Source organism: Microbacterium sp. SORGH_AS_0862 (genome assembly GCF_030818795.1).
GTDB lineage: Bacteria > Actinomycetota > Actinomycetes > Actinomycetales > Microbacteriaceae > Microbacterium.
Window position 1 is genome coordinate 113,687 of the sequence record NZ_JAUTAY010000001.1, and the last position, 15,272, is coordinate 128,958.

At 69.1% G+C, this 15,272-nt stretch carries 16 protein-coding genes and 1 pseudogene; 8 read left to right on the plus strand and 9 right to left on the minus strand.

Going from position 1 to position 15,272, the window contains the following annotated elements:
- Positions 1-3: 3 nt before the first annotated feature.
- The 4 genes from QE377_RS00570 to QE377_RS00585 are packed head-to-tail and all read right to left on the minus strand — an operon-like array spanning position 4 to position 2,504.
- The gene (locus QE377_RS00570) at positions 4-411 is read right to left on the minus strand and encodes a hypothetical protein (RefSeq protein ID WP_307318625.1); all 408 of its coding nucleotides are present in this window, start codon (positions 409-411) and stop codon (positions 4-6) included.
- Positions 412-463: 52 nt separating this feature from the next.
- Entirely contained in the window at positions 464-1,054 is a 591-nt protein-coding gene (locus QE377_RS00575) for a nucleoside deaminase (protein WP_307318626.1), read from the minus strand.
- 50 nt (positions 1,055-1,104) lie between these two features.
- The gene (locus QE377_RS00580; RefSeq protein ID WP_307318627.1) at positions 1,105-1,812 is read right to left on the minus strand and encodes a helix-turn-helix domain-containing protein; all 708 of its coding nucleotides are present in this window, start codon (positions 1,810-1,812) and stop codon (positions 1,105-1,107) included.
- Complete coding sequence (locus QE377_RS00585; RefSeq protein ID WP_307318628.1) at positions 1,809-2,504, minus strand: amino acid permease; 696 nt, start codon at positions 2,502-2,504, stop codon at positions 1,809-1,811. Before QE377_RS00585 ends, QE377_RS00580 begins: the two co-directional genes overlap by 4 nt.
- 229 nt (positions 2,505-2,733) lie before the next feature.
- Between QE377_RS00585 and QE377_RS00590 the strand changes: the two genes are divergently transcribed.
- Entirely contained in the window at positions 2,734-3,156 is a 423-nt protein-coding gene (locus tag QE377_RS00590) for a hypothetical protein (protein ID WP_307318629.1), read from the plus strand.
- Positions 3,157-3,172: 16 nt separating this feature from the next.
- Here the strand turns inward: QE377_RS00590 and QE377_RS00595 are convergent, their stop codons facing one another.
- Positions 3,173-4,168, minus strand: a complete 996-nt coding sequence (locus tag QE377_RS00595) for a PHP domain-containing protein (RefSeq protein ID WP_307318631.1) — start codon at positions 4,166-4,168, stop codon at positions 3,173-3,175.
- An 87-nt stretch (positions 4,169-4,255) separates the two neighbouring features.
- Between QE377_RS00595 and QE377_RS00600 the strand changes: the two genes are divergently transcribed.
- Positions 4,256-5,164, plus strand: a complete 909-nt coding sequence (locus QE377_RS00600; protein WP_307325800.1) for a 5'-3' exonuclease — start codon at positions 4,256-4,258, stop codon at positions 5,162-5,164.
- Here QE377_RS00600 and QE377_RS00605 read toward each other — a convergent pair.
- The 3 genes from QE377_RS00605 to trpD form a co-directional block, all read right to left on the minus strand.
- A complete protein-coding gene (locus QE377_RS00605) occupies positions 5,095-6,396 on the minus strand; it encodes a CynX/NimT family MFS transporter (RefSeq protein WP_307318633.1) in 1,302 nt (433 codons plus the stop codon). The two genes, QE377_RS00600 and QE377_RS00605, sit on opposite strands and share 70 nt — an antisense overlap.
- Positions 6,397-6,451: 55 nt before the next feature.
- Complete coding sequence (locus tag QE377_RS00610) at positions 6,452-6,940, minus strand: aromatic ring-opening dioxygenase LigA (RefSeq protein WP_307318634.1); 489 nt, start codon at positions 6,938-6,940, stop codon at positions 6,452-6,454.
- Positions 6,941-7,041: 101 nt separating this feature from the next.
- A complete protein-coding gene (gene trpD, locus QE377_RS00615; protein WP_307318636.1) occupies positions 7,042-8,106 on the minus strand; it encodes an anthranilate phosphoribosyltransferase in 1,065 nt (354 codons plus the stop codon).
- A gap of 177 nt (positions 8,107-8,283) precedes the next feature.
- Here trpD and QE377_RS00620 point away from each other — a divergent pair, with 177 nt between their 5' ends.
- From QE377_RS00620 to QE377_RS00645, 6 genes and pseudogenes are all read left to right on the plus strand, one after another.
- Positions 8,284-8,925 (plus strand): heme-copper oxidase subunit III, encoded by a 642-nt coding sequence (locus QE377_RS00620; protein ID WP_137416759.1) that lies wholly within the window; start codon positions 8,284-8,286, stop codon positions 8,923-8,925.
- Positions 8,926-8,944: 19 nt separating this feature from the next.
- The gene (locus tag QE377_RS00625) at positions 8,945-9,748 is read left to right on the plus strand and encodes a c-type cytochrome (protein ID WP_307318639.1); all 804 of its coding nucleotides are present in this window, start codon (positions 8,945-8,947) and stop codon (positions 9,746-9,748) included.
- Between the two features lie 37 nt (positions 9,749-9,785).
- Positions 9,786-10,865: a ubiquinol-cytochrome c reductase iron-sulfur subunit gene (locus tag QE377_RS00630; protein ID WP_307318641.1), complete on the plus strand. Its 1,080-nt coding sequence runs from the start codon at positions 9,786-9,788 to the stop codon at positions 10,863-10,865.
- Between the two features lie 44 nt (positions 10,866-10,909).
- Positions 10,910-12,695: pseudogene (locus tag QE377_RS00635) on the plus strand (cytochrome bc complex cytochrome b subunit).
- Between the two features lie 115 nt (positions 12,696-12,810).
- On the plus strand, positions 12,811-13,989 hold the full coding sequence (gene hpxO / locus QE377_RS00640; RefSeq protein WP_307318642.1) for an FAD-dependent urate hydroxylase HpxO: 1,179 nt from the start codon (positions 12,811-12,813) through the stop codon (positions 13,987-13,989).
- Positions 13,990-14,060: 71 nt separating this feature from the next.
- Positions 14,061-14,471 (plus strand): rhodanese-like domain-containing protein, encoded by a 411-nt coding sequence (locus QE377_RS00645; protein WP_307318643.1) that lies wholly within the window; start codon positions 14,061-14,063, stop codon positions 14,469-14,471.
- Positions 14,472-14,480: 9 nt separating this feature from the next.
- On the opposite strand, the gene QE377_RS00650 is transcribed toward QE377_RS00645, so the two are convergent.
- The gene (locus QE377_RS00650) at positions 14,481-15,272 is read right to left on the minus strand and encodes a PP2C family serine/threonine-protein phosphatase (protein WP_307318645.1); all 792 of its coding nucleotides are present in this window, start codon (positions 15,270-15,272) and stop codon (positions 14,481-14,483) included.

The following is a 15,272-nucleotide window of genomic DNA, read 5'->3' on the forward strand; positions in this document are numbered from 1 at the left end:
GCCTCATCGTGCCGTGACGACCACTGTGAATTCGAGGGGCTGGATTCCGCCGTCCTTGTTCGTCATCGTGACACTCGTCGTGCCCACCGACAGGGCCCGGACGCCGGGGTTGAAGGTGGCGCTGCCGTCGTCTTTCCCCGCGATGAACTCGGCGACGGCCCTGTCGGCGACGGTGCCGTCGTAGCTGTCGACCGCAAGGTCACCGGTGTCGATGTTGAGCGTCTGACCCACCACCAGATCGATGCTCTCTCCCTGAAGGTCCCCCGCCGACATGGTCACGGGGGCGACGATGTCACCGCCGATGGGTGTCGCATCCCCCGTCGGCGACGACGACGCTGCCGCCGCGCATCCCGCCATCAGAAGCGACGCGGTGACGACGGCCGCACCGAGCACGAGTCTGCTGAACTTCATGTGGTCAGTATCGTGGCGCGCCGACCCGTCGGCGGTCACGATCGCGCAACGGTCAGTCGACGGCGCCGCGAGCGTTGTACACGACGGAGTCGCTCGCCCCGTACGCCCGATAGACCTCGACGGCCTCGTCATGGCGGACGCCGATGGTCACGCGGATGCCGCGCCGCTCGAACTGGGCGGCCCAGTCGTCCACCACGGGTCCCTCGTCGAAGCCCGTGAGCTCCTCCAGAAGAGGGCCTTCTCCGGCGACCACGAGGGAACGCACGCCACTCCACATGGTGGCGCCGTAACACATGACGCACGGGCGCCAATTGACCACGAGTTCGAGCTCAGCACCGTCCGCACCCAGGTCCCAGCGTCCGAGTGCGGTCTGCGCGAGGCTCAGCGTCGTCACCTCGGCGTGCATCGAGGTCAGGCCCGAGGCCAGAACCACGTTCACCCCCGCCGAGACGAGACGTCCGGTCGCGGCCTCGACGACGATCGCCGCGAACGGCCCACCGCTGCCCTCACGCCAGTTGCGGTCGGCGAGGGCGTTGACGAGATCCATCCGCTCCTCCGCGGTCGCAAGCACCTCGGGGAGCGAATCGAGCTCGTCGAGGAGCCAAGCGGGCAGGGAGGCGGAGAGCGAGGAAGCGAGAGACATGAGGCCATCCTGTCCGTGGCACATGTCGGCGCTGTTACGTGCCTGGCACCTCAGGTGAGCAGAGGCGTCAGGTCCGCCGCTGCCGAGCGCAGGATCCCCACGACGTCCTCCGGGTGCTCGACGCGGTGGCGCGATCCGCTGAAGCCGATGCCGGCGGCGAGGTGCCCGTCGGGTGCGCGGATGGGAACGGCGAGACAGCCGCGCCCGATCGCGACCTCGCCGATCTGCCGGACCGCCCCGTAGCGCTGCAGATCCTCCGCCGCTCGACGCGCGTCGGCAGTGACGGGAGCGGCATCCAAGAGGGCGAGGCGTCCGAGGGCGAACCTGGTGGGCTCCCGCGCGAGCAGCACGGCATCGCTCAACGGGAAGTCGGGGTCCATGTCCGCCACCATCAGCCGACCGGCGTCGAAGAGCACGACGTGCACGCCACCGCGCAGCGCCGATCTCGCCGCGCTCACGACGGCGCGTGCCGCGGTGTGCAGCCGCGCGGGCGATACGACGGCGGCGAGCTGAGCGACTTTCGCCCCCAGCGCGAATCCGTTCAGATCCGGTGTGCGAACCAGATACTCGTCCTCCACTAGGAGGTTGAGCAGCCGATACGTGGTGGCGCGCGGGAGCGCGAGGGCGGCGGAGATCTCCCGCGCGGTGACACCCGCTCCGCGCGCCGCGACCGCCTCGAGCACCGCGAGGGCGGTGTGAACGGCTCGTGGTTGCCGAGCCGTCAGCGACGGCGCCGCAGTCTCCGGGTCCAGGGTCACGACGACTCTCCGGCGCCGCGAGCGACACCGCCGAGCACATGGGCGGCCGTCGGTTCGTCGTAGCTTCCCACGCGAGCGGGCCGGGCGCGACGCAGCCGCAGGATCACGAGTGCGAGCAATGCGCCGGCGAGCGCCAGCATCACCCACAGGGCCGGACTTCCCGACGCGGCGTCCACGACGAAGAACGCGACGAGAGCGCAGGCGAGGGCTCCTGCGCAGACGAACGCGATGACCGCGACCCCCGGCGTCAGCTCACCGATGCGGCGCAGGAACAACGGCGCCGCCACGCACACGATGGCGTAGGCCGTGATGTAGCCGGCTCCCCCGAGCGAGATGGTGAGGTGCATGGCATCTCTGATGTCGGTCCCCAGTGCCAGGAGCGCCAGTGGCGCACACCCGATCACAGGCAGGCTGACGGCGAGCGCCCCCACCGGCGTTCCGAAGCGCCGGTGCACGTGACCGAGCCGCTCGGGGAGCACGCCGTCGCGGCCCATGGCGAACAGCACGCGACTCAACGCCGTGGTCGAGCCGATGGCACAGGCCAGGAAGGATGCGGCGATCCCGAAGTCGGCGACGATCCCCCACCCGCCGACGCCGAAAGCGGCGGCGAGCTCATTGATGGGCGAGGCGCTGTCCGCGAGGTCCCCGCCCGTCACGGCGAAGCCGGCGACCTGGGTGAGGGCTGCGAGCACATAGAGACCGATCGCAGCCCTGTGTTGGACGTCCCCGCCCCCACCGCTCACTGCGCACCCGGCGCGGGCCACGATTCTCACGACGCTCACCACGGTCACGATCACCACAGTCACGGCCACCACGGCCACGACTGAGGTGGTCGACCTCCTGCACGCCGGCGCGCTCGCGCCCGCACTCGTCTCCGCCTGCTGCGTGGCAGCGGATCGACGGCGGGCGCGAGCCCGGGACGTGGGCGCCTCCGTCCTCATGCTCATCGCCATGGTCGATGCGAGCCTGACGCAGTTCGTCGCGCCGATCCTCTGGGCGGGGGTCCTTCTCGTGGCGGGAATGGGGATGGCGGCCGCACACCGCCGGCGCCCGGTCACGGCCGCGCCCGGTGGCGCTCATCCGACGATGGTCGTCCACACGGCGTTGGGGATGGTGCTGATGGCCGTGCTGCTCGTGACGATGTCCTCGACGCATGCGTCCACCGCCCACACCCACCACGGTCTCTCCGCCGCGGGCCTGAACATGATCGTGGCCGGGGCGGCCCTCGGCTACGCGGCCTGGTCCGCCCACGCTGCGCGCCGCGCCGTGAGGCGGTTGGCATCGGCACAGTTCGCCGCCATGGGGCTGTCCGTTCTCGTCATGGCGGCCGCGGCCGCGGCGTGACCCTCCCCGGTTGCGCTCAGCGCTCGCGCGCCAGCCAGGAGCGGAGCCGGTCGAGCGGCCACGTCGTGACGATCCGCTCCTCGGGGACGCCCGCGCGCTCGGCGCGTACGGCGCCGTGGTCGAGGAGCGACAGCTGCCCCGGGGCGTGGGCGTCGCTGTCGATCGCGAACAGGCATCCCGCATCCAACGCGATCGCGATCAGTTCGTCCGGCGGATCCTGGCGTTCGGGTCGGGAGTTGATCTCCACGGCGACGCCGCGTTCGGCGCAGGCCGCAAACACGCGCTGTGCGTCGAAGTCGGATGGCGGCCGTGTCCCCCGGGAGCCTTCCACGAGGCGTCCGGTGCAGTGGCCGAGAACGTCCGTGTGCTCGTCGCGCACCGCGCCCAGCATCCGCGCCGTCATCTCGGCGCTCGCCATCCTCAGCTTCGAGTGCACGCTCGCCACGACGACGTCCAGCCGCGCAAGCATCTCCGGCGTCTGATCGAGTGACCCGTCTTCGAGGATGTCGACCTCGATGCCGCTGAGCAGCGTGAATCCGTCCCCGGAGTACTGCGGAAGTTCCTCGAGCTGCTGGGCGAGCCGTTCGGCCGTCAGGCCGTTCGCCACCCGCAGCCGCGGCGAGTGATCCGTGAGGGCGACGTACTCGCGCCCCATCGCGCGCGCCGCGTCCGCCATCGCCGCGATGGGCGCCTGCCCGTCGGACCAGTTCGAGTGCGCGTGGAGATCACCGCGAAGCCGAGCGAACAACGTGCTCGACTCCTCGGGGGCGACACGCTCTCTCAGCTCCGCCAGATAGTCGGGGACGGCACCCGAGGCGGCCTGCAGGATCACCTCGAGCGAGCTCTTCCCGATCCCCTTCGTGCGCCGCAGCTTCTCCGGATCGGACCGCGCCGCCGCCGGCAGCGCGGCCACCGCCTCGGCCGCCGCACGAAAAGCCTGCGATCGGTAGCGCGACGCCCGCTCGCGCTCGAGCAACGTCGCGATCTCGCGGAGCGCGTCGATGGGATCCATCGCCCCAGTCTGCCCCTGCGCCCGATCCGCGTCTGCGCCACTCGCGAGAACCGTCGCGCGTGGCAGGATGAGCGCGTGTCCCGCCTCATGCTCCTCGACACCGCGTCGTTGTACTTCCGCGCCTTCTACGGCGTCCCCGACTCGGTGAAGGCACCCAACGGGCAGCCGGTCAACGCCGCGCGCGGACTGCTCGACATCATCGCAAAGCTCGTCAGCGCCTACGAGCCGACCCACCTCGTCGCGTGTTGGGACGACGACTGGCGCCCCGACTGGCGCGTGCAGCTCATCCCGAGCTACAAGACCCACCGCGTGGTCGCCGAGGTGGAGACAGGCCCCGATGTCGAGGAGGTCCCCGACCCGCTCGAGGCGCAGATCCCGCTTATCCGCGAGTCCCTCGACCTGCTCGGCATCCCGATCGTCGGCGCCGCCGCGCACGAGGCCGACGACGTCATCGGCACTCTCGCAACGGATGCGGGGATGCCGGTCGACATCGTCACCGGCGACCGCGACCTCTTCCAGCTCGTCGACGACGCGGCGGCGATTCGCGTGGTGTACACGGCCCGCGGCATGAGCAACCTCGAGATCGTGACGGATGAGGTGGTGCGCACGAAGTACGGAGTCGCACCGCACCAGTACGCCGACTTCGCCGTGCTCCGCGGCGACGCATCCGACGGCCTTCCGGGAGTCGCGGGCATCGGCGAGAAGACCGCAGCGACGCTCCTCGCCGCGCACGGTGACCTCGCCGGCATCATCGCAGCGGCGGCGGCCGGAGAGGGAATGAGCGCGGGGGTGCGCGCGAAGGTCGCCGCGGGCGCCGAGTACCTGGCCGTCGCCCCCACGGTCGTCCGCGTGGTGCGGGACCTCGAGTTGCCGACATTCGACGCGACCCTCCGAGAGGTCTCCCTCGACGCGGCGGCGTTCGCCGATCAGTGGGGTCTGGGAACCGCGTTCGCGCGCGCCACGAAGGCCATCGCGGCGAGGATCGCGACGGCATAACCCACCGCGACCGCCAGCATGAGCACCAACGGCCCCTGCCATCCGCCGGTCGCCTCGTGCAGGGCGCCCGCGATCGGAGCGCCGAAGGCCCCGATGCCGTAACCGCCGCCCTGCACGAGGGCGGAGATCGTGGTGGCCTCCGCATCGGTGCGGGCCACGGTGACGACGGCGGAGAAGATCGCGACGAACCCGCCCGCGTGCGCGAGAGCTCCGAAGGAGAGCCACACCCACATGAGCTCGGGCGCCCACAGCATGCCCACGGTGAGCGTCAGCCAGCAGGCGCTGATGGTCAGCGGCACCACGATGCGCGGGGTGTAGCGGGCGAGGACCGGCACGAGGAAGGATCCTGCGATGGCGACCCCCTGGAAGACGGAGGCGAGCGCCCCCGCACCGGATCGGTCGAGGCCCAGCTCGTCGGCGCCGATCGAGGGCAGCCAGGTCGAGAGCGCGTAGTAGATGGTGACCTGGAGCGAGAAAGCGCCCAGCAGCAGCCAGACCACCGGCCGCCGGAAGACGCCGCCCCTCGCGGACACGACCGGCAGCGGCCCCGTCAGTGCGGCGACGTCATCGACGGAACGCACGCCGGCGGATGCGGTGGTTGGCGCACCGGAGAAGCGTTCACCCCACACGGCGCCGCGCCGACGCTCCCGCGCGAGATGGACGCTCCACACGGCGACCCCGGCGAACGTCAACACGGACCAGCCCACGAGTGCGAGGTTCCAGCCGACGACCTCGGCGATCGGGGCGGTCAGCAGCGACGTCACCAGCGAACCCGCGTTGAGCGTCGCGGTGTAGGACGCCGTGACGAACGCGACGCGGTCCGGCGGCACGTCGCGGCGGATGACGACCGGGATCACGACGTTTCCGATCGTGATCGCCGCACCGATGACGATCATCCCCGTCAGCAGCGCGGGATAACCGGGAAGCGCGCGGATCGCGGTGCCGACAAGGACGCCGGTCAACGTCACCAACAGCGCCAGCTCGGCGCCCGCCCGGCGGATCACGAGAGCCGCGATCGGGGTGAGCAGCGCGAACATGAGCACCGGCGCGGTGGTCAGCAGTCCCGCGGATGCCGCCCCGATCCCCAGATCGTCCTCGATCTGACGGATCACCGGCGTCGGAGCGACGATCGGGCCACGCAGGCTCAACGCCGCGACGAGCAGTCCGATGACGACCAGGAACGGAAATGCCCGCCCCGCACCCCCAGCATGGGGCGGGGCGGGCGGGCTCATCCGTCCAGTCTATGAACGCGGGTCGGATCGGGCGTTGCGCCGACCCGCGACCGGATCAGGCGCCGGAGACGCTCGAGCGACGAACGACGACCGGAACCGCGGCGAGCCGGTAGATGGCCGAGCCGAACAGGATCGACAGCACGCCGATTCCCATCGCGAACGCGGCGACACCGAAGGAGACGACCGAGGTGAACAGTGAGGCGCGAAGGAACGAGGCGTTCATCATCGTGGCGCGCACCGGGTCGTCGCGGTCGAGTTCGGCGTAAGTGGCACCGTTCGAGGCCTCGAGGGCATGGTGCTGGATGATATCGGCCTGGACATAGGCGGTGAAGGGGCCGTCGACGACCTGCCCCTGGAAGGCCATCGCATCGTCGGGGACGACGATGTTCTCGGCACGCAGCTGCGACGAGACCATGACCCAGACGGCGATGCCCACGACGATGAGGGCAATGCCGCCCAGGATTCCCAGGACTGCGGCGATCTTGACGAAGCCGACCTTCTTGGCGGGCGCCTCGATGGTGTCGGCGGTGGTGGCGGTGGACATCTCTGCTCCTCGGTGGGTTCGAACGGTGGTGCTCCGAACCTAGGGGTGCGCTGTGAACCGCCGAAAGGCAGGGCGCCGTGAATATCGGCCGCACCTCGGGCTCAGCCCGCCGCGAGCTCCTGGGTCGTCGCCGCCCACGTCGCGAGCGTGCGATCGGCCGCTCCGCTGTCGATCGCCGCCGCCGCCAGGTCCTTCGCCTCGGCGAGACGCTCGAGGATCGGCCGTTGCACCTCGGCCGCATCCTGCGACAGACGGTATGACACGAGCCCGGCCGCCGTGTTGAGCAGCACGATGTCGCGCACCGGACCGGGTTCGCCCCCCAGCACGCGCCGCACCACGTCGGCGTTGTGGGCGGGCGAACCGCCGATGAGCTCCGAGATGTCGGCGAGCGGGATGTCGAGATCCCGCGGATCCAGGTCGTGCTCGTGAACGTCCCCGCGGGAGATCTCCCAGATCCGGCTGTGTCCGGTCGTGGTCAGCTCGTCCAGCCCGTCGTCGCCGCGGAACACGAGCGCCGTCGCGCCGCGGGTGCGGAACACGCCCGTGATGAGCGGCACGCGGTCGAGATGCGCGACGCCCACGGCGTTCGCCTCCGCGCGCGCCGGGTTGCACAACGGCCCCAGGAAGTTGAACACCGTCGGGACACCGAGCTCGGCCCGCGTGGGACCGGCGTGACGGAATCCCGGGTGGAACGCCGCGGCGAACGCGAACGTGATGCCGGCGCGCTCCAGGGTCGCCGCGACCGCATCGGGGCTCAGAGTGAGGTCGATGCCGAGCTCGCGCAGCACGTCGGAGGACCCCGAGGAGGAGCTTGCCGCCTTGTTGCCGTGCTTGACCACCGGAACGCCGGTGGACGCCGCGACGATCGCGGCCGTCGACGAGATGTTCACCGTGCCGAAGCGGTCTCCGCCGGTGCCCACGATGTCGAGCACGTCGGCGGGCACGGGAAGCGGGAGAGCAGCCGCGAGGATCGCGTCGCGGAAGCCCACGATTTCATCCACGGTCTCCCCCTTGGCGCGCAGCGCGATGAGGAATCCGGCCAGCTGAGAGGGCGTCGCCTCGCCCGCCATGATCTGCTGCATCGCCCACGTCGCGTCCGACACGCTGAGGTCGGCACCCCCGAGCAATTCCGTGAGGATGTCGGACCAGGTGCGCGCGGGGAACATGGTTCCCGATCCTACCGAGCGCGTTCGATCGCGACGGAAACGGACCAACCGGCGCCGATCACCAGATCCCGGGCGTCTTCACGGCGGGCTCGCCCCAATCTCTTAGGTCGCCCTAAGCTGCGGCAAGGTCCGTTCGAGGGCGCGAGGTGCAAGAGTCGGCCGTGAATATCGGTCATAATGGTGAGCGTGACGACGCCAGCGACATACAACCAGGCCCTCCGTTCGGTCAAACGGCCAGATCCGGTCGCCGTGGGGACAATCGTCTGGCTCGGCAGCGAGGTCATGTTCTTCGCGGGCCTGTTCGCGATCTATTTCACCCTCCGCAGCACCTCCCCCGACCTGTGGGCCCAGGAGACCGAGCTGCTGAACGTTCCGTTCGCGGCCGTCAACACCATGATCCTGGTGCTGTCGAGCTTCGCGTGCCAGTTCGGCGTGTTCGCGGCCGAGCGGTTCCAGCCGTACCGCACCGGTTCGATCTGGAACCTGCGCCGCTGGGGCATGGTCGAGTGGTTCTTCCTCACCTTCTTCATGGGCGCCGTCTTCGTGTCCGGCCAGGTGTGGGAGTACGCACAGCTCGTCACCGAGGGCATGCCGATCTCGGCGAACGCCTACGCCTCCGCCTTCTACCTGACGACGGGCTTCCACGCCCTGCACGTCACCGGCGGTCTCGTCGCGTTCCTCCTCGTCATCGGCCGCGCCTACGCGGTCAAGAACTTCGGGCGCAAGGAGATGACCACCTCGATCGTCGTGTCCTACTACTGGCACTTCGTCGACGTGGTCTGGATCGCCCTGTTCCTCGTCATCTACTTCCTGAAATAAGAAGCCGGAGTCCAGCACCATGGCACGTGAGAAGAAGCGGCGCACCTCCGGTCGTCGAAGCCCCCTGGCCGCCGCCGCCCTGATCGGCATCGGCCTCCTGATGACCGGCGGTATCTACGCCGGCGCGTCAGCCGCGATGGCGGCCACGACCGAGACGCAGACGGCCGCGTCCCAGCTCACCGTGGAAGACGGCAAGAAGCTGTTCCAGGCGAACTGCGCCACCTGTCACGGCATGGACCTCCAGGGCACGGAGAACGGCCCGTCGCTCTACGGCGTCGGCGAGCTGTCGGTGCACTTCCAGGTCTCAACCGGTCGTATGCCCCTGCAGGCGCAGGCACCGCAGGCTCCGCAGAAGCCCGTCCAGTTCACGGACGAGCAGACCGAGGCGATCGCCAAGTTCGTCCAGTCGATCGCGCCCGGCCCGACCTACCCGTCGTCAGAGGTCCTCGACGGCGAGGGTGATGTCTCCGCCGGAGCCGAGCTCTTCCGCATCAACTGCGCCATGTGCCACAACGTGGCCGGTGCCGGTGGAGCGCTCACCGAGGGCAAGTACGCCCCCGATCTGCACACGACCAGCGCACTGAACATGTACGCCGCCATGGTCACCGGGCCGCAGAACATGCCCGTCTTCAACGACATGAACCTCACCCCCGAGGACAAGCGCGACATCATCTCGGCGCTGCTGTACATGCAGAAGACCGAGTCCCCCGGTGGCTTCTCGCTCGGCTCTCTCGGCCCCGTCTCGGAGGGCCTGTTCATCTGGATCTTCGGCATCGGCACGCTGATCGCCATCACGGTGTGGATCACCGCGAAGTCCAACTGATCTTTTTGACGAACTGACGGAACGTACGAGGAGCACCATGGCACACGAGGACGACGCGCTCGAGCACGAGAGGGCTTCCTGGAAGCCCTCCAGCGGGCTCGCCGTGACGGTGTCCGACCCGGTGAACAACCCCGGTCTGCCGCCCCACCGCGAGCGCGTGACCGACAAGGACCCCGCCGCGATGAAGCGCGCCGTCCGCACCGTGTACACGCTGTTCTACCTGTCGGTGGCGGCTTCCGTGTGGGCCGTGGTGGCCTACATGGTCTTCCCCATCGAGAGCGGCTCCATCGCGGCCATCCGCGACAACAACCTCTTCATCGGACTCGGCATCGCCTTCGCGCTGCTGGCCATCGGCGTGGGCGCGATCCACTGGTCGAAGGCGATCATGTCCGACAAGGAGTTCATCGAGCCCCGTCACGCGACGCGCGGCCGTGACACCACCCGTGAGGCGGTCGTCGAGGCTCTCACCGTCGCCAACGAGGAGTCCGGGTTCGGACGCCGCGCGATGATCCGCAACTCGCTGTTCGCCGCCCTCGTCGCCTCCGTCGTTCCCGGCGTGGTCCTGTTCCGCGGCCTGGCTCCCGAGTCGAGCCCGGAGAACCCGTACGCCGGCGACCCGGTGCACCTGCTCAGCCACACCATGTGGAAGGAGGGCATGCGCCTCGCGCACGACCCCAGCGGTGGCCCGATCAAGGCATCGGATGTCACCCTCGGTTCCGCGTTCCACGTGATCCCGGAGGAGCTCGCTTCCCTCAGCCACCACGACGGCTATCTCGAGGAGAAGGCGAAGGCGATCGTGCTGCTCATGCGCATGCCGCAGGACGTGCTCATCGAGGCGGAGGACCGCAAGGACTGGTCGTACGACGGCATCGTCGCCTACTCCAAGGTCTGCACCCACGTCGGATGCCCGGTCGCCCTCTACGAGCAGCAGACGCACCACCTCCTCTGCCCCTGCCACCAGTCGCAGTTCGACGTCTCCGACGGCGCGAAGGTCATCTTCGGCCCGGCCGCGCGTCCGCTGCCGCAGTTGCCCATCGCGGTCGACGACGAGGGCTACCTCGTCGCCCGCAGTGACTTCACCGAGCCCGTCGGTCCGAGCTTCTGGGAGCGCCATTGAGCACCGCAACCCACCCCACGGAGAACGTCACGACGGAACCCGCGATGCCTGCAGGCTCCTCGGAGCGCAGCAAGCCTCTCGGCGGTCGCTTCGTCGGTGCCGCCGCCAACTATCTGGATGAGCGCACCAGCCTCTCGGGACTCGTCAAGGAGCTCGGTCGCAAGATCTTCCCCGACCACTGGTCGTTCATGCTCGGCGAGATCGCGCTGTGGAGCTTCGTCGTCGTACTGCTGTCCGGCACGTTCCTGACGTTCTTCTTCCAGGCGTCCATGGTCGAGACGCACTATTACGGTGCGTACGAGCCGATGCGCGGCATCGCGATGTCCGCCGCCCTCGAGTCTGCCCTCCACATCTCGTTCGATGTGCGCGGCGGTCTACTCGTGCGTCAGATCCACCACTGGGCGGCGCTCGTGTTCGTCGCCGGTATCGGTGTCCACATGCTGCGCGTGTTTCTTCACCGGCGCGTTCCGCAAGCCCCGCGAGCTGAACTGGGTGATCGGCTTCATCCTGTTCATCCTCGCGATGGCGGAGGGCTTCACCGGCTACTCCCTCCCCGACGATCTGCTCTCCGGCAACGGTCTGCGCATCATCGACGGCATGGTCAAGGGCATCCCGGTCGTCGGCACGTGGATCTCCTTCCTGCTCTTCGGCGGCGAGTTCCCCGGAACCGACATCGTCGGACGCCTCTACACGCTGCACATCCTGCTGCTGCCGGCGATCCTTATCGCGCTGCTGGCTCTGCACCTCGTGCTCATGATCATCAACAAGCACACCCAGTTCGCCGGGCCCGCCCGCACGAACAGCAATGTGGTGGGCTACCCGATGGTCCCGGTGTACGCCTCCAAGATGGGCGGGTTCTTCTTCCTGACCTTCGGTGTGATCGTCCTGATCGCCTCGCTGTTCACGATCAACCCGATCTGGAACTACGGTCCGTACGACCCCTCCCCCGTTTCGGCCGGTACGCAGCCCGACTGGTACATCGGCTTCGCCGACGGTGCGCTCCGTCTCGTCCCGCCGCACCTGGAGTTCGTCTTCCTCGACCGCACCTGGTCGTGGAACATCCTCCTGCCGCTGGGCATCCTGGGTCTGTTCATCGTCCTCGTGCTGATCTACCCGTTCATCGAGGCATGGATCACGGGCGACAAGCGCGAGCACCACATCGCGCAGCGTCCGCGCAATGCCCCCACCCGTACGGCGATCGGCGCCGCCGGCGTCACGTTCTACGCCGTGCTCTGGGCCGCCGCCTCGTCGGACATCATCGCGACGCACTTCCACCTGACGATGGAGGGCGTGATCCACACGCTCCAGGCTCTGCTCATCGTCGGCCCGATCATCGCCTACTTCGTGACGAAGCGCCTGTGCATCGCGCTCCAGAAGAAGGATCGCGAGATCGCACTGCACGGCTACGAGTCCGGGCGCATCGTGCGCCTTCCCGGCGGTGAGTACATCGAGGTGCACCAGCCCGTCGACGAGTACGAGCGCTGGAAGCTCGTGGACTTCGAGGTCAACGAGCCCCTCGTCGTGCGTCCCAACGCTCAGGGTCGCATCCCGTGGCACCAGAACATGCGTGCGTCGCTCTCGCGCTGGTTCTTCGAGGACCGCCTCACCCCGGTCACGCAGGCCGAGGTGGATGCCGCTCTCGCGCACCAGCACCACGAGATCGACCACATCGACGCCGAGGAGACGGCCGAGCTCGAGGGCGCGGCGGAGCGCGCCGCCGCCGAGGGTCGCCCGACCGTCGCCCTGCACGACAAGGCCGAGGTCGAGATTCCTGCGCCGAAGTTCCTCGAGGGCGCGGAGAAGCCCGAGACGGACGACGACAAGAAGTAACCCGTCCAGATGAAGAGAGGGCCCCGATCCACGGATCGGGGCCCTCTCTTCATCTGTGCTCATCGATGTTGGTGTCTGTAACATTCCCGTGACAGCGCCTCGCTACCGTGACGATGTGCGAGTCATCATCATCGGAGCAGGCATCGGCGGAACGAGCGCAGCAATCGCGCTCGCCCGCCTCGGCCACGACGTTCACGTCTACGACCAGATCCGCGAGAACCGCCCCGTCGGCGCCGCGCTCTCGCTGTGGCCGAACGGTGTCAAGGTCCTCAACTGGCTCGGCCTCGGCGACGAAGTGGCCGCACTGGGCGGCCGCATGGACTACATGGCCTACGTCGACGGGCTCGCCGGAGACGAGATGTGCCGCTTCAGCCTCGATCCCGTGACTCAGCAGACGGGCCAGCGCGCCTACCCGGTCGCCCGCGCCGACCTGCAGGCGCTGCTCATGGACACGGTCGGTGCTGACCGCATCCATCTTGGGATGCGGATGACAGGGCTCTCGGAGGCGGACGACGAGGTCACCGTGGCGTTCGAAGACGGCAGCACCGCCCGAGCCGATCTCGTGATCGGTGCGGACGGCGCACGCTCGCTGACGCGCGAGTACGTGCTGGGCGCGCCGACGGAGCGCCGCTACTCGGGCTACACCAACTTCAACGGTCTCGTCCCGGTCGATGCCCGCATCTCCCCCACCGACCAGTGGACGACGTACGTCGGTGAGGGCAAGCGCGTCTCGGTCATGCCCGTCGCCGGCGACCGCTTCTACTTCTTCTTCGATGTGCCGCAGCCCTCGGGGATCCCCTACGACCGCAGCGAGGGCGTGGCCCCCCTGAGGGAGGCCTTCGCCGGGTGGACCGATGGCGTGCAGGTCCTCCTCGACGCGATCGACCCCGCAGCGTCCCTCAACCGCGTCGAGATCTGGGACATCGATCCGTTCCACACGTGGTCGCGCGGTCGCGTCGTCCTCCTGGGCGACTCCGCGCACAACACCGCTCCCGATATCGGCCAGGGCGCCTGCTCGGCCCTCGAGGACAGCTTCGTGCTCGGTCTGGTCTTCGCCACGACGACGCTCGGCGTCGCCGACGCGCTCCGGCGATACGAGGCGGCCCGCACGGCCCGCGCCGGCGACCTCGTGCTCCGGGCGCGCAAGCGGGCGGCCGAGACCCATGGCTTCGACCCCGAGACCACTGCCGCCTGGTACGCAGGGCTGCGTCAGGAGACCGGTGAGAACGTCATCCGTGGAATCGTCGGCAACATCGTCGACAGTCCCGTGACGATCGGCGGCCTCCTGACCTGACAGGCAGGATCCTGCCGGTCGGCGACAGTCCGACCGCTGTCGTCGGGCCACGCGCTCCCTAGAGTCGAACCATGCAGGACGCACGCAGTTTCTTCTCCGCCAAGCTCGCCCATGAGACGGACGCCTCGGACGTCTACGCCGCCCGGCGTGCCGGTGAGGATCTGGTGCTCGTCGATGTGCGCAGCGCCGCCGCCTGGGATCAAGGTCACATCTCCGGCGCGATCCACCTGCCGTACCGCGACATCGCGGAGCGTGCCTCGGAACTGATCCCCGCCGGCTCCTCGGTCGTCGTGTACTGCTGGAGCCCCGGATGCAACGCGGGGACGAAGGGGGCGCTCGCCTTCATCGAGGCCGGCTACGACGTGAAAGAGATGATCGGTGGGTACGAGTACTGGGTGCGCGAGGGGTATCCCGCCGAGGACGCCTCTGGGCGTCTCCCGCGGTACCGTGACCCGCTCGTGTCGATCGTCGCGTCTGAATAGCGCCCACGCTCAGGCGGAGATGTCCAGCTCCTCCTGGAAGAGCTCACTGGCCGAGCCGCTGAACGCGGCGGGCTCCGCGGCGGCATCGCCGTCGAGGACGTCGCAGACCACGGCCGTGACGTTGTCGCGCGAGCCGCTGTCGAGAGCGAGCGCCACGAGAGCAGCCGCAGCATCCGCGACGCCGCGGTGGCGGAGCAGCGTCAGGCCGATCTCCTCGTCGTCCAGGTAATCGCTGACCCCGTCACTGCACAGCAGCCATCGGTCGCCGATGACCGTGTCGCGCTCGGCGATCGACACGACGTCTTCCTCACCGCCGCCGAGCGACGCCGTGATGATGTTCCGGCGCGGATGCGATGCGGCCGCCTCGGGCGTCAGCAGGCCGCTGTCGACGAGCGCCTGCACGTACGAGTCGTCACGCGTCTCACGACGCAGTTGCGCGTGACGGAGGAGATACGCCCGGGAGTCCCCCGTGTGGGCGAGCAGCAGCCGATCCTCGGGTGCGACGAACACACCCGTGAAGGTGGTCGCCATGCCCTGCAGCGAAGGATCGCGCTGCACGTGGGCGCGCAGGTCCCAGTTCGCCTCCCGGATCTGTACCAGCAGCTGCTCCGCATCCGTCGCCGTCAGGGGCGAGGGCACAAGCCGGTGCACGAACGCTGCCGAAGCGAGGTCCCCCGAGGGTCCTCCCCCGACACCGTCCGCGACGGCGGCCCCCCAGGATGCGGTGAAGGCCGCATCCTGGTTGGACGTGCGATACCGGCCGATGTCTGAGACGGCGGCCGCGTCGAGCCTGATCGGCAC

Excerpts from the sequence above, each read along its gene's own strand:
- QE377_RS00620 (WP_137416759.1), top strand. The coding sequence starts at position 8,284 with ATGGTGAGCGTGACGACGCCAGCGACATACAACCAGGCCCTCCGTTCG.
- trpD (WP_307318636.1), bottom strand. The coding sequence starts at position 8,106 with ATGTTCCCCGCGCGCACCTGGTCCGACATCCTCACGGAATTGCTCGGG.
- QE377_RS00605 (WP_307318633.1), bottom strand. The coding sequence starts at position 6,396 with ATGAGCCCGCCCGCCCCGCCCCATGCTGGGGGTGCGGGGCGGGCATTT.
- QE377_RS00595 (WP_307318631.1), bottom strand. The coding sequence starts at position 4,168 with ATGGATCCCATCGACGCGCTCCGCGAGATCGCGACGTTGCTCGAGCGC.
- QE377_RS00625 (WP_307318639.1), top strand. The coding sequence starts at position 8,945 with ATGGCACGTGAGAAGAAGCGGCGCACCTCCGGTCGTCGAAGCCCCCTG.
- QE377_RS00570 (WP_307318625.1), bottom strand. The coding sequence starts at position 411 with ATGAAGTTCAGCAGACTCGTGCTCGGTGCGGCCGTCGTCACCGCGTCG.
- QE377_RS00575 (WP_307318626.1), bottom strand. The coding sequence starts at position 1,054 with ATGTCTCTCGCTTCCTCGCTCTCCGCCTCCCTGCCCGCTTGGCTCCTC.
- QE377_RS00645 (WP_307318643.1), top strand. The coding sequence starts at position 14,061 with ATGCAGGACGCACGCAGTTTCTTCTCCGCCAAGCTCGCCCATGAGACG.
- QE377_RS00610 (WP_307318634.1), bottom strand. The coding sequence starts at position 6,940 with ATGTCCACCGCCACCACCGCCGACACCATCGAGGCGCCCGCCAAGAAG.
- QE377_RS00630 (WP_307318641.1), top strand. The coding sequence starts at position 9,786 with ATGGCACACGAGGACGACGCGCTCGAGCACGAGAGGGCTTCCTGGAAG.
- QE377_RS00600 (WP_307325800.1), top strand. The coding sequence starts at position 4,256 with ATGCTCCTCGACACCGCGTCGTTGTACTTCCGCGCCTTCTACGGCGTC.